General features: G+C 69.6%; 11 protein-coding genes. 10 read left to right on the plus strand and 1 reads right to left on the minus strand.

Annotated elements, in window-relative coordinates:
• Positions 1-27 precede the first annotated feature (27 nt).
• The 6 genes from K6I34_RS05790 to K6I34_RS05815 all read left to right on the plus strand — a co-directional run bounded on the left by K6I34_RS05790 (position 28) and on the right by K6I34_RS05815 (position 4,817).
• Positions 28-516, plus strand: coding sequence for a hypothetical protein (locus K6I34_RS05790; protein WP_229322992.1), 489 nt, complete (start codon positions 28-30; stop codon positions 514-516).
• Positions 513-1,061 carry a flavoprotein gene (locus K6I34_RS05795; protein WP_229322993.1) on the plus strand — a complete coding sequence of 183 codons (549 nt, stop codon included), beginning with the start codon at positions 513-515 and terminating at the stop codon, positions 1,059-1,061. Before K6I34_RS05790 ends, K6I34_RS05795 begins: the two co-directional genes overlap by 4 nt.
• Before the next feature lie 340 nt (positions 1,062-1,401).
• The gene (locus K6I34_RS05800) at positions 1,402-2,598 is read left to right on the plus strand and encodes a helix-turn-helix domain-containing protein (RefSeq protein ID WP_229322994.1); all 1,197 of its coding nucleotides are present in this window, start codon (positions 1,402-1,404) and stop codon (positions 2,596-2,598) included.
• Between the two features lie 151 nt (positions 2,599-2,749).
• Complete coding sequence (locus tag K6I34_RS05805; RefSeq protein ID WP_229322995.1) at positions 2,750-3,187, plus strand: hypothetical protein; 438 nt, start codon at positions 2,750-2,752, stop codon at positions 3,185-3,187.
• Positions 3,188-3,809: 622 nt separating this feature from the next.
• On the plus strand, positions 3,810-4,616 hold the full coding sequence (locus K6I34_RS05810) for a phosphotransferase (RefSeq protein WP_229322996.1): 807 nt from the start codon (positions 3,810-3,812) through the stop codon (positions 4,614-4,616).
• A gap of 42 nt (positions 4,617-4,658) precedes the next feature.
• On the plus strand, positions 4,659-4,817 hold the full coding sequence (locus K6I34_RS05815) for a hypothetical protein (protein ID WP_229322997.1): 159 nt from the start codon (positions 4,659-4,661) through the stop codon (positions 4,815-4,817).
• A 104-nt stretch (positions 4,818-4,921) separates the two neighbouring features.
• Here the strand turns inward: K6I34_RS05815 and metH are convergent, their stop codons facing one another.
• Positions 4,922-8,428 (minus strand): methionine synthase, encoded by a 3,507-nt coding sequence (gene metH / locus K6I34_RS05820; RefSeq protein ID WP_229322998.1) that lies wholly within the window; start codon positions 8,426-8,428, stop codon positions 4,922-4,924.
• 260 nt (positions 8,429-8,688) lie between these two features.
• Between metH and K6I34_RS05825 the strand changes: the two genes are divergently transcribed.
• From K6I34_RS05825 to K6I34_RS05840, 4 genes are all read left to right on the plus strand, one after another.
• The gene (locus K6I34_RS05825; protein ID WP_229322999.1) at positions 8,689-9,453 is read left to right on the plus strand and encodes an IclR family transcriptional regulator; all 765 of its coding nucleotides are present in this window, start codon (positions 8,689-8,691) and stop codon (positions 9,451-9,453) included.
• Positions 9,454-9,899: 446 nt separating this feature from the next.
• Positions 9,900-10,682, plus strand: a complete 783-nt coding sequence (locus K6I34_RS05830) for an MIP/aquaporin family protein (protein WP_229323000.1) — start codon at positions 9,900-9,902, stop codon at positions 10,680-10,682.
• Between the two features lie 42 nt (positions 10,683-10,724).
• A complete protein-coding gene (gene glpK / locus K6I34_RS05835) occupies positions 10,725-12,257 on the plus strand; it encodes a glycerol kinase GlpK (protein WP_229323001.1) in 1,533 nt (510 codons plus the stop codon).
• A 12-nt stretch (positions 12,258-12,269) separates the two neighbouring features.
• Positions 12,270-13,877, plus strand: coding sequence for a glycerol-3-phosphate dehydrogenase/oxidase (locus K6I34_RS05840; RefSeq protein WP_229323002.1), 1,608 nt, complete (start codon positions 12,270-12,272; stop codon positions 13,875-13,877).
• The last annotated feature ends 17 nt before the right edge of the window (positions 13,878-13,894 follow it).

Here is a 13,894-nt window from a genome sequence, read left to right on the forward strand (position 1 = left end):
GTCCAGCTGACGAGGGAGAAACCGGACGTGACGACCATTGCCGTGACCGGGCACATGGACCTCACCGAGACGACCGTCGGGCTCGTACGCTCCGCGTTGCGCGCGATGCTCCAGAGGTATGCGGGAGGAAAGCTGACCGGTCTTTCCTGCATCGCCCGCGGCTCGGACAGCCTGTTCGCCGAAGCGCTCATCGAAGCGGGCGGCCGACTGATCGTCGTTCTGCCGTCCCAGGACTATCGGCGGACGAAGGTGAAGCCCGACCATGCCCCCCTCTTCGACCGTCTCGTCGCGGCAGCGCACGAAGTGCTCGTGATGCCGCATAAGACGGCGAACAGGGAGGCATACGAGGCCGCCAACCAGGTACTGCTGGACCGCGCGGACCGCATCGTCGCCGTATGGAATGGGGAGCCTCCGTCAGGCAAGGGCGGCGGTACGGCGGACGTCGTCGTCCAGGCGCGGCAGGCCGGCCTGCCGGTCGATGTCATCTGGCCCGATGGCGCGGCGCGCCAGGCATGATGAGCCCCCGCCCCGTCCTGTACCTCGTCATCTGCGCCGCAGGCCCCGCCAAGGACGCCGTGCGGCTCGTCACCGCCGCCACGGACCGCGGCTGGGACGTCTGCGTCATCGCCACGCCCGCTGCTGTTGACGGCGAGTTCATCGACCGGCCCGCCCTCGAAGCCGCCTCCGGCCGCCCCGTACGCAGCACATGGCGCCGCTCCGGCGAGGAGAAGCGCAACCCGCCCGCGGACGCCGTGGTCGTCGCGCCGATGACGATGAACACGGTCAACAAGTGGGCGGCCGGGATCGCGGACACCTATGCCCTCGGGCTGGTCGCCGAGGCCGTCGGGCTCGGGCTGCCGGTGGTCGCCCTGCCGTTCTGGTCGACGGCTCTGGACTCCCACCCCGCCACGCGGCGTGCCGTGCGGACGCTGCGCGACAGCGGGGTTCGGGTGCTGCATGGGGAGGGCGAGTGGGCGCCCCACCCGCCGGGCACGGGCGGTGAGCGGCTCGCGGCGTACCCCTGGGCCCGTGCCCTCGACGCGTTGGACGCCCGGCCCTGATGCCAGGGCCACATGATGATCAGCCATGGGGCCTCCGCCGTCAGGGTGTTATCAGGCGGCCGAGGTGTTCGTCGGCGTAGGCCAGCGCGGCCCGCTGTGACTTCATGTTGTCGGCGCTCTGGCCGGCGTTGGGGACGTGGGTGGCGGAGAGAGCTGGTCACTACGTGCGACTACGGACAGCTCTGCCCGTACGTCGCGTAAGCGGTGTAAGCATGCCTGACAGCAACATGCCCCCGGCTGCATGGGTTGGGTTCCTGTCCTTCCGTGCCCCTCACCTCTGTCACCCTCAGGGAGGAACACCGGCTCGGCGGAGGGTTGTTGTCGGGCGTACGCTCGTGCTATGACGACGAGCGCTGGTGAACGACTCAAGAAAGTCCGTAAGCTGCGTGACCTGACTCAGAAAGAGCTGGCTGAAGCCTCAGGGGTGTCCGTCTCCACCATCCGACGCCTAGAGCAGGACGAGGCGGAGGGAGCCCGGATGGAGACATGGCGAAAGTTCGCAACAGCCCTCCGTGTCCCGACAACGTCCCTGTGCGGAGACCGGGACGAGTCACCGGACGAGATGTCGGAGCCGTGGGAGGGAGTGAAGAAGGCGCTCAACGCGCCGGTAGCACTCTTGGGGGACGACGACGATGTCCCGACTGCAGAAGGAGTGTCCGAAGCCCTTGACGGCCTGGCACTACTCGTCGCCCAAGACCGATACCAAGACCTCGCTACTGTCCTCCCCGCGCTGCTTCGGGATGCTGACGCCCTCGGGTCGGATGGTCGGGAACTTCGAGTTCGGGCCCTTCAGCGCGTTGGGTGGCTGCTGATCCACACTCGTCAGTTCAACGCTGCCGAGGACGCCCTCAGCCGGGCTGTGGACGAGGCCACAGACCGAGTCCAGGCCGCCGTAACGGTGGATTACATGTGCTGGCTTCTGCTCCGCCAGGGCAAGCTTTCGAAGGCCCGGGAGCTGGCTACTCAGTGGGCCGACGACTTGGAACCCGTGCGGGTGACCAGGGCGACTCCTGTGGAACTGTCGCTGTGGGGCACGATGCTGCTTCGGCTGTCCGGGGCGGCGATTCGGGACAATCGGCCTGGGGAAGCCGAGGACGCCATGAGGTATGCCCGCGCTACCGCCGAGGCGTTGGGGCGGGAGTTCCGATTCCCGCCGACCATCAGCAACTCGACGTTCGGGCCCGTGACAGTCCTCATCAAGTCCGCTGAGAACTCCGGCATCGTCGGGCAACACCAGGGGGTTCTTCGTATCGGCGACAGGGTGTCGAGGATCGCGAAGTCGAGGAGTCCGCGGTACCGGGTTGAGATGACGTCGAGCGACTGGAACCGCCACCTACTCGATGTGTCCGACGCCCACGCACGGACCGGCAACTACAGCGCGAGTATGGAGAAGTTGGCACAGATCAACCGGAGCGCTCCTGAGTGGTTGCCGAACCAGCCGTTCGCCCGTGACATCCTCGGACGGGTGATTCAAGATCGCCGCAAGCTGACACAGGAGATGCGCGACCTGGCAACTTCGGTGCGTCTCCCGCTCTGAACGATCACGCTGGGTACTTTCGCCACGTGGGGTTCGAAAGTACCCACGACAGAGCGTCTGCCTGCTCCTAGCGTGTTTCGCCATGAGGGACCCCCGCAACCGCGTGCCGCGCGGCCCGGGGGCATGGACCACCTGAACGGAGCAGGCAGTCATGCAGCAGCATAGGCAAGAGCAGCCCGGCATGGGCAGTGGGGCACCGGTCGATCGGGCGTCCGGTAGGTTTCCCAGTGAGGCCTTCGATGTCGGCCCGTACACCGTCGTGGAGAAGAGGACCGGACCGTCGAAGGGTGAGGACGAGCCCCGAGGGGACTCCGCTCGGCGGCACCTGACCTGGGTCGGTGGGGCCGTCTACGCGGGAGTCGTGCCGCCCGGCGTCCCGGAATGGGTGCCCGACCTCGGTGACATCGCCGTAGACGCGTCGTCCGGCGCCCCCGTCGCCGGCGAGGTCTGCGGCTGGGACGGCGAAGAGCTGATCCTGTGCGTGCCCGGTGAGGAGACGCGCCGGAACACCACGCTCTTCCGCCGGGCCACCGTCCAGGAAGAGCTTTCGGTCAAGAACGCGTTCGCGAACCGCCGAAGGCGGCCGTAACGACTGCGGGCCCATATCCCCTGTTCTCTGCCGGACGTTCCCCGAGGACCCGGCAGAGGCAGGTTCCAGACCCCCGACGGGTAGCGCCACGATGGCTGACGAGTTGTCGCCGTGTCCGTCCGCCCCTTCACTGGGGTGCCGCGCAGGCGGTGAGGGAATAGAGGCCTCGGCCCGGTGATATGCGGGCCGGGGCCCCGCAAGAGACCACTGCGAGAATCCCGCCGGGCCCCTGGGGCGGAGCTCCTCAGGTTCCAGGGGCGGGATAACGCCCGGCAGGCTGTGCCGACCACCAGCCCGTCGGGTGGCCCCCAAGCCCCTGCCCCTTCGGTGGCGCATCCCCCGATACCCGGAGGAGCAGGCCCACGTGTCCGCCTGATGGTCTGCGTGACGTGGTCAGCCAGGTGGGTCAGTAAGTACAACCACGAGTGATTCGAGGGGAGTTCGTCATGAGGCGCATAGTGAAGGCAGACGACTGCGACCACGAATGGGTGAAGTGGAGCGGCGCCGACCGCTGCCGTAAGTGCGGCGCGACACAGTCCTGAGGCTGGAGAGTTGGAGGGGTACCGGCAGGTCCTGCCGGTACCCCGACCGGGCATGAGAAGGCATCATGAGGAGAACACACGTGGTTGAGCGAGTCGGATGGGAAGAACTCCCCGCCGCGCTGCGCAGCGTGGTGGAGGCGCACACGGGGCGGGTGACTTCTTCAAAGACCGTGGCCGAAGGTCTCAACTGCGTCGCGGCACTCGTGCTGGACACGGAGCGCGACGGGCGTCTGTTCTTCAAGGGAGTGCGCGAGGCCGACGCCAAAGCCGTCGCGGCACTCGGCTGGGAAGCGCGTGTCAACGAAGCGGTGCGGGGAGTCGGTCCCCTTCTCCTCCACCGCTTCCGGGATGGCGGATGGTCCTGCCTCGCCTTCGCCCACATCGACGGCAGACACGTCGACCTGGGGCCCGGGTCGAATGACCTGGCCGCCGTCGCGGACGCTCTGCGACGCATGCAGACGTTCAGCGCTTCCGGCTTCGCCGCTCCACCCCTCGCCGACCGGTATGCGGCGCACCTGCTGCCCGGCGACGCCGAATGCCTGAGCGGGACCAGCTTGCTCCACACCGACACGAATCCGCACAACATCATGATCGGTAACGGCGATGGCGTCGCCTACATCGTGGACTGGGCCATGCCCGCGACCGGCCCCGCGTGGGTCGACCCGGCGTGCACAGCCGTGCGGCTCATGGAGTGCGGGCAGTCACCGGCCGACGCACTGACCTGGCTCGGCGGGTTCGCCAGTTGGCGGCACGCCGACCCGAAGTCGGTTGAGGCATTCGTGCACGTCACATGCCGAGATTGGACAGCAACGATCGGCGAGCGGGATGCTGAGCCGAGCAACGCCAGGTTTCGGCATCTGCTCGGTTTCCCACACGAAAGCTACTGACGTTGCCGCACCCCCGCCCCGTCCGCTTCGGGCGGGGCTCTCGTGACCGCCGCCACGGACCGTGGCTGGGACGTCCGCGTCATCGCCACCCCTGCCGCCGCCGAGGGCGAGTGGGCGCCCCACCCGCCGGGCACGGGCGGTGAGCGGCTCGCGGCGTACCCCTGGGCCCGTGCCCTCGACGCGTTGGAGGCCCAGCCCTGATGCCAGGGCCTGGGGGCCGGGAACCCCCGGCCCCCAGCCGTCACCGCGCGTTGCTGTGCTTTCCCGGGGGACGACCCCCGGGCCCCCGGCCTGGCTTCACCGCGCTACCGCGCGTTGAAGTACTTCGCCTCCGGATGGTGGATCACGATCGCGTCCGTCGACTGCTCCGGATGCAGCTGGAACTCCTCCGAGAGGTGGACGCCGATGCGCTCCGGCTCCAGGAGGGCGGCGATCTTGGCGCGGTCCTCCAGGTCGGGGCAGGCGCCGTAGCCGAGGGAGAAGCGGGCGCCGCGGTACTTGAGGGCGAACATGTCCTCGACGTCGGCGGGGTCCTCGGCGCCGAAGCCCAGTTCGGAGCGGACGCGGGCGTGCCAGTACTCGGCGAGGGCCTCGGCCAGCTGGACGGACAGGCCGTGCAGTTCGAGGTAGTCGCGGTAGGAGTCGGAGGCGAAGAGCTCCGCCGTGGCCTCGCCGATGCGGGAGCCGACCGTGACGACCTGGAGGCCCACGACGTCCGTCTCGCCGGATTCCTCCGGGCGGAAGAAGTCCGCGAGGCACAGGCGGCGGCCGCGGCGCTGGCGCGGGAAGGTGAAGCGGGTGCGCTCGGTGCCGTCCTCGTGCAGGAGGATCAGGTCGTCGCCCTTGGAGACGCAGGGGAAGTAGCCGTAGACGACGGCCGCCTCCAGCAGGTTGTCCGTGTGGAGTTTGTCGAGCCAGCCGCGCAGGCGCGGGCGGCCTTCCGTCTCCACCAGATCCTCGTAGCTCGGGCCGCCCGCGCGGGCCTGCTTCAGGCCCCACTGGCCCTTGAAGAGCGCGCCCTCGTCCAGCCAGGACGCGTAGTCCTTCAGGCCGATGCCCTTGACGACGCGGGTGCCCCAGAAGGGCGGCGTGGGCACGGGGTTGTCGGTCGCGACGTCGGAGCGGACGGAGCCCTGGGCCGGTTCGTCGGGCACCACCGCGGCCTCCCGCTTCGGGACGCGGCGCTGCTTGAGCTCCGGCAGCGTCGCCCCCGGCACGCCCCGCTTGACGGCGACGAGCGCGTCCATCAGCCGCAGGCCCTCGAACGCGTCGCGGGCGTAGCGGACCTCGCCCTCGTAGATCTCGTGCAGGTCCTGCTCGACGTAGGCGCGGGTGAGCGCGGCGCCGCCGAGGATCACTGGGTAGGTCGCCGCCAGCCTGCGCTGGTTCAGCTCCTCCAGGTTCTCCTTCATGATCACGGTGGACTTCACCAGGAGGCCGGACATCCCGATGACGTCCGCGCGGTGCTCCTCAGCGGCCTCCAGGATCGCCGAGACGGGCTGCTTGATGCCGAGGTTGACGACGTTGTAGCCGTTGTTGGAGAGGATGATGTCGACGAGGTTCTTGCCGATGTCGTGGACGTCGCCGCGGACGGTGGCCAGCACGATCGTGCCCTTGCCCTCGGCGTCGCTCTTCTCCATGTGCGGTTCGAGGTGGGCGACGGCCGTCTTCATGACCTCCGCGGACTGGAGGACGAAGGGCAGCTGCATCTGGCCCGAGCCGAAGAGTTCGCCGACCACCTTCATGCCTTCGAGCAGGGTGTCGTTGACGATGTCGAGGGCGGGGCGCTCGCGCAGCGCCTCGTCCAGGTCGGCCTCCAGGCCGTTGCGCTCGCCGTCGATGATCCGGCGCTTGAGCCGTTCCTCCAGCGGCAGGGCGGCCAGTTCCTCGGCCTTGCCCGCCTTGAGCGACTTCGCGGTGGCGCCCTCGAAGAGCTCCATCAGCTTCTGCAGCGGGTCGTAGCCCTCGCTGCGGCGGTCGTGGATCAGGTCGAGGGCGGTCGTGACCTGTTCCTCGTCGAAGCGGGCGATCGGCAGGATCTTCGAGGCGTGCACGATCGCCGAGTCGAGGCCCGCCTTGACGCACTCGTCCAGGAAGACGGAGTTCAGCAGGATGCGGGCGGCCGGGTTGAGACCGAAGGAGATATTGGACAGGCCCAGCGTCGTCTGCACCTTCGGGTGGCGGCGCTTGAGTTCGCGGATCGCCTCGATGGTGGCGATGCCGTCCTTGCGGGACTCCTCCTGGCCGGTGCAGATGGTGAAGGTGAGGGTGTCGATGAGGATGTCCTCCTCATGGATGCCCCAGTTGCCCGTCAGGTCGGCGATCAGCCGCTCGGCGATCCCGACCTTCTTCTCGACCGTACGGGCCTGGCCCTGCTCGTCGATGGTCAGCGCGATCAGCGCGGCGCCGTGCTCCCGCGCGAGGCGGGTGACCTTGGCGAAGCGGGAGTCGGGGCCGTCGCCGTCCTCGTAGTTCACCGAGTTGATCACCGCGCGGCCGCCGAGCTTCTCCAGGCCGGCGCGGATGACGTCGACCTCGGTGGAGTCCAGCACGATCGGCAGGGTGGAGGCGGTGGCGAAGCGCCCGGCCAGCTCCTCCATGTCGGCGACGCCGTCCCGCCCCACGTAGTCCACGCACAGGTCGAGCATGTGCGCGCCCTCGCGGATCTGGTCCCGGGCCATCTCCACGCAGTCGTCCCAGCGGCCTTCCAGCATGGCGTCGCGGAACTTCTTCGAGCCGTTGGCGTTGGTGCGCTCGCCGATCGCCAGGTACGAGGTGTCCTGGCGGAACGGCACGGTCTGGTAGAGCGAGGCGGCACCGGGTTCCGGACGCGGGTCGCGCGGAGTGGGCGTGAGGTCCCGGACGCGCTCGACGACCTGGCGCAGGTGCTCGGGCGTCGTGCCGCAGCAGCCGCCGACCAGGGACAGGCCGTACTCCCGCACGAAGGTCTCGTGGGCGTCCGCGAGCTCGGCGGGGGAGAGGGGGTAGTGCGCGCCGTCCTTGCCCAGGACCGGCAGGCCGGCGTTGGGCATCGCGGAGACGCGGATGCGGGCGTGCCGGGAGAGGTGGCGCAGGTGCTCGCTCATCTCCGCGGGGCCGGTGGCGCAGTTCAGCCCGATCATGTCGATGCCGAGCGGCTCCAGGGCGGTGAGCGCGGCGCCGATCTCGGAGCCGAGCAGCATGGTGCCGGTGGTCTCGACGGTGACCTGGACGAGCAGCGGCAGTTCGAGCCCGGCCGCCGCCATCGCGCGCCGGGCGCCGATGCACGAGGCCTTGGTCTGCAGCAGGTCCTGGGTGGTCTCCACCAGGATCGCGTCGGCGCCCCCGGCGATCAGGCCCTCGACGTTCTGCTGGTAGGCGTCGCGCACCTGGCCGTACCCGATGTGACCCAGCGTCGGCAGCTTGGTGCCCGGCCCGACGGAACCCAGCACCCAGCGGGTGCGGCCGTCGCGGGCGGCGAACTCGTCGGCGACCTCGCGGGCGATACGGGCACCCGCCTCGGACAGTTCGAGGATGCGGTGGGCGACGTCGTACTCGCCGAGGGCCGAGAGGTTCGCGCCGAAGGTGTTGGTCTCCACGCAGTCGACGCCGACGGAGAAGTACGCCTCGTGGACGGAGCGCACGATGTCGGGGCGGGTGACGTTGAGGACCTCGTTGCAGCCCTCCAGCTGCTGGAAGTCGTCGAGGCTCGGATCCTGCGCCTGGAGCATCGTGCCCATGGCCCCGTCGGCCACCACGACCCGGGAGGCGAGCGCCTCCCGCAGTGCGGAGGCTCGGGCGGTGCGTACGGTCGATGGCGTGAACGAGGCCATGGAAGTGCTCCCGGGTGTGCGACGGCTGTCGGCTTTACGCCTTCCGGTAGAAGACGTACGCCGTCAGCGTAGCTGGCGGCCCCGTTGTCGGTAGAGGGGTCCCACCCCTCGATACGGCGGCGATCACGGTCCGTTCGGGGTCTGACCAGGGCGTGTGTGCAGAATCAGCGATCATGGAGCGCGCCGCTGTCCGCTATCTCTTGGTCGGCATCGGCCGATAGTGTTCAGCATTGCCGAACGGCATGTGAGGAGGTTGCGCGATGGCACGAACCATCCAGTCGCTCGAACGAGCGGCGGCGATGCTGCGGCTGCTCGCGGGGGGCGAGCGACGGCTGGGGCTGTCGGACGTGGCCTCCGCGCTGGGACTCGCGAAGGGGACCGCGCACGGCATTCTGCGGACCCTCCAGCAGGAGGGCTTCGTCGAGCAGGATCCCGCGTCCGGGCGCTACCAGCTCGGCGCCGAGCTGCTGCGGCTCGGCAACAGCTACCTGGACGTGCACGAGCTGCGGGCGCGGGCGCTGGTCTGGGCGGACGACCTGGCGCGCGCCAGCGGGGAGAGTGTCTACCTGGGCGTGCTCCACCAGCAGGGCGTGCTGATCATCCATCACGTCTTCCGGCCCGACGACAGCCGTCAGGTGCTGGAGGTCGGCGCCATGCAGCCGCTGCACAGCACGGCCCTGGGCAAGGTGCTGTCCGCCTACGACCCGGTGGCGCACAGCGAGGTGGCGGAGGCCGAGCGCGAGGCGTTCACCCCGCACACCGTGACCGGGCTCGCCGATTTCGAGAGTGTGCTCGACCTCACCCGGGCGCGGGGCTGGGCCTCCGACGTCGAGGAGACCTGGGCGGGCGTGGCCTCCGTGGCGGCGCCCATCCACGACCGCCGCCGCATGCCGGTGGGCGCGGTCGGCATCACCGGCGCCGTGGAGCGCGTGTGCGAGAACGGTGAACTGCGCCCCCAGCTGGTGGCGGCCGTCCGCGACTGCGCCCGGGCGGTCTCCCGGGACCTGGGAGCGGGCCGCTTCTGAGCGGCCCCGTAAGGGTGCGGGTCCGTGAGGGCTTTCCGTAGGGCCTGGCGCCTACCGGGGTGCCTCTTGCGCTCCGCGCGCGGCTGCGGGGCCGCGTGTGGCCGGTCGCGCAGTTCCCCGCGCCCCTATGGGGCGCCCCCCGACGATGGCGCTTCCCCCGTCACTTCCGCCAAGCCGCGCGGCGCTCAGATCGCGGTTCGGTTACTGGCTGGTATCGATCGGGTGTTTTCGGCCCGTTGGTGCGGACTTTTCGGTCACGAAACCCTTGACGCACCCCTAACCGTGCAGAAAACTGCCGTTCATCGGTCGGCATTGTCGAACACCTACCGACAATATTCGCTATGGTGGGCATTGCCGCGGGCCGATCACAGCCCTCTCGGAGGGCGCGGACCACCGGAGGGACCCGGGGTTCGCCTTCCCCTGGACGAAGGACAAAGGAGTCGCGGGTGTCCAGCTCCGACATCTTCATCGGTGAGACCATCGGCACCGCCGTGCTCATCCTGCTCGGCGGTGGCGTGTGCGCCGCCGTCACCCTGAAGCGTTCGAAGGCGCAGAACGCGGGCTGGGTCGCCATCACGTTCGGTTGGGGGTTCGCCGTTCTGACGGGCGCGTACATCGCGGCCCGCTCCGGCGCCCACCTCAACCCGGCCGTCACTCTCGGCCTCGCCATCGACGGCCGCGTCGACTGGAGTGACGTACCTCTCTACATCGGCTCCCAGATGCTCGGCGCCATAATCGGCGCCACGCTCGTGTGGGTGACCTACTACGGTCAGTTCCGGGCACACCTGACCGACCCGGAGATCGTCGGCTCCGCCAACCCCAGTGAGGGCATGGTCGACCAGACCGCCACGCCGCAGGCCGGTCCCGTGCTGGGCATCTTCTCGACGGGCCCCGAGGTCCGCAACGTCGTGCAGAACCTCGCCACCGAGATCATCGCCACCGCGGTGCTCGTGCTCGCGATCCTCACCCAGGGTCAGACCAAGGGTCTCGGCGTCAGCGGCACCGGCGTGCTGATGACCGCGTTCGTCGTCGTCGGCATCGGCCTCTCGCTCGGTGGCCCGACGGGTTACGCGATCAACCCCGCGCGCGACCTCGGTCCGCGTATCGTGCACGCGCTGCTGCCGCTGCCGAACAAGGGCGGCTCCGACTGGGGCTACGCCTGGATCCCGGTCGCCGGCCCGCTCGTCGGTGCCGCGCTGGCCGCAGGCCTCCACAAGCTGGCGTTCTAGCAGCCCGTCGAGACCCTCACAGACTTCAGGAGCACACGAGACATGACCACCACCGGCACCCACGGCCAGGGCCCGTTCATCGCGGCGATCGACCAGGGCACCACCTCCTCCCGCTGCATCGTCTTCGACCGCGACGGGCGCATCGTCTCCGTCGACCAGAAGGAGCACGAGCAGATCTTCCCGAAGCCGGGCTGGGTCGAGCACGACGCGATCGAGATCTGGGAGAACGTCCAGCAGGTCGTGGCCGGCGCCGTCGAGAAGGCGGGCATCACCGCCGCCGATGTCAAGGCGATCGGTATCACCAACCAGCGTGAGACCACGCTGCTGTGGGACAAGAACACCGGGCAGCCGGTCCACAACGCCATCGTCTGGCAGGACACCCGCACCGACGCCCTGTGCAAGGAGCTCGGCCGCAACGTCGGCCAGGACCGCTTCCGCCGTGAGACGGGCCTGCCGCTGGCCTCCTACTTCTCCGGCCCGAAGGTCCGCTGGCTGCTGGACAACGTCGAGGGCCTGCGCGAGCGCGCCGAGCGCGGCGAGATCCTCTTCGGCACCATGGACTCCTGGGTCATCTGGAACCTCACCGGTGGTGTGAACGGCGGCGTCCACGTGACCGACGTCACCAACGCCTCCCGCACGATGCTGATGAACCTCCGCAAGCTGGAGTGGGACGAGCGCATCCTGGCCTCCATGGAGATCCCGGCCGGTGTGCTGCCGGAGATCCGCTCCTCCGCCGAGGTCTACGGCACCGCCAAGGGCGGCGCGCTCGACGGCGTGCCCGTCGCCTCCGCGCTCGGCGACCAGCAGGCGGCCCTCTTCGGCCAGACCTGCTTCGAGCAGGGCGAGGCCAAGTCCACCTACGGCACCGGCACCTTCATGCTGATGAACACCGGTGACGAGCCCGTCCAGTCCTACAACGGCCTGCTCACCACCGTCGGCTACCGCATCGGCTCCCAGAAGCCGGTCTACGCCCTCGAGGGCTCCATCGCCGTCACCGGCTCCCTCGTGCAGTGGATGCGCGACCAGATGGGCCTGATCAAGTCCGCCGCGGAGATCGAGACGCTCGCCAGCTCCGTCGAGGACAACGGCGGCGCCTACTTCGTGCCGGCCTTCTCCGGCCTGTTCGCCCCCTACTGGCGCTCGGACGCGCGCGGTGTGATCGCGGGCCTGACCCGCTACGTCACCAAGGCGCACATCGCCCGCGCCGTGCTCGAGGCCACCGCCTGGCAGACCCGCGAGATCACCGACGCCATGACCAAGGACTCCGGCGTCGAGCTGACCGCACTCAAGGTCGACGGCGGCATGACCTCCAACAACTTGCTGATGCAGACCCTCTCGGACTTCCTGGACGCGCCCGTGGTGCGTCCGATGGTCGCCGAGACCACCTGCCTCGGCGCTGCCTACGCCGCCGGCCTGGCCGTCGGCTTCTGGCCGGACACCGACGCGCTGCGCGCCAACTGGCGCCGGGCCGCCGAGTGGACCCCCCGCATGGACACGGACACGCGTGACCGCGAGTACAAGAACTGGCTCAAGGCCGTCGAGCGGACCATGGGCTGGATCGACGACGAGAGCTGACGAGGAGCAATCATGACTACCCCGCAGAGCGTTCCGACCCTGGGAACGCGCCCGGCCGCCGGCAACAACCCCGGCCGTGCCGAAACCCGGGAACGGCTGTCGAACGCGACATACGACCTCCTGGTGATCGGTGGCGGCATCCTGGGCACCTCCGTGGCCTGGCACGCCGCGCAGTCCGGACTGCGGGTCGCCATGGTGGACGCCGGCGACTTCGCCGGCGCCACCTCCTCCGCCTCCTCCAAGCTCGTCCACGGCGGTCTGCGCTACCTGCAGACCGGCGCGGTCAAGCTGGTCGCGGAGAACCACCACGAGCGCCGGGTGCTGGCCAAGGACGTGGCCCCGCACCTGGTCAACCCGCTCACCTTCTACCTGCCGGTCTACAAGGGCGGCCCGGTCGGCGCCGCCAAGCTGGGCGCCGGTGTCTTCGCCTACTCCGCGCTGTCCGCCTTCGGCGACGGCGTCGGCAAGGTGATCACCCCGGCCAAGGCCAAGGCCGACAACCCCGGTCTGCGCACGGACAACCTCAAGGCCGTCGCGGTCTACTACGACCACCAGATGAACGACTCCCGCGTTGCCATCATGACGGTCCGCGCGGCCGTCGAGTCCGGCGCGGTCGTCCTCAACCACGCCGAGGTCACCGGCCTGCGCTTCACGCACGGCAAGGTGACCGGCGCCGAGCTCAAGGACCGTACGGACGGTACGGAGTTCGGTATCGACGCGCGCGTCGTCCTCAACGCCACCGGCCCGTGGGTGGACCACCTGCGCACGCTGGAAGACAAGGGCGCCGCGCCGTCGATCCGCCTCTCCAAGGGCGCGCACATCGTGATGAAGCGCAAGTCGCCGTGGAAGGCCGCCATGGCCACCCCGATCGACAAGTACCGCATCACCTTCGCCCTGCCGTGGGAGGACCAGCTCCTCCTCGGCACCACCGACACCCAGTACGAGGGCGACCCGGCGGACGTGCGCGCCACCGAGGCCGACATCCAGCAGATCCTGGACGAGGCCGCCTTCTCCATCCAGGACGCGGACCTCGACCGCGACCTGATGACGTACGCCTTCGCGGGCCTGCGCGTGCTCCCCGGCGGCCCCGGTGACGTGGCCCAGGCCAAGCGCGAGACGGTCGTCACCGAGGGCAAGGGCGGCATGCTCTCCGTCGCGGGCGGCAAGTGGACCACCTACCGCCACATCGGCCGCACCGTGATGGCCAAGCTCGCCAAGGTGCCGGGCAGCCCGCTGACCGAGGACATGGAGCCCGTCTCCAGCCTGGTCCGCCGCACCCCGCTGCCGGGTGTCGCCAACCCCAACGCGGTCGCCCACCGCCTGCTCTTCGACCGCGAGCCGGGCAGCCGCATGGACCCGCTCACCGCCCGCCACCTCGCCACCCACTACGGCTCGCTGTCCTTCGACATCGCCCGCATGGTCAACGAGAACCCGGAGCTCGGCGAGCGCATCCACCCCGACGGCCCGGAGATCTGGGCCCAGGTCGCCTACGCCCGCGACCACGAGTGGGCCGAGACGGTCGACGACGTCCTGCGCCGCCGCACCACCCTGACCATCCGCGGCCTCGACACCGAGGACGTCCGCACCCGCGTCAAGGGCATGCTGAACGACAAGGGCTGATCCCAGGGGGCCCGCCC

The sequence above is a fragment of the Streptomyces sp. UNOC14_S4 genome (assembly GCF_020740835.1).
GTDB lineage: Bacteria > Actinomycetota > Actinomycetes > Streptomycetales > Streptomycetaceae > Streptomyces.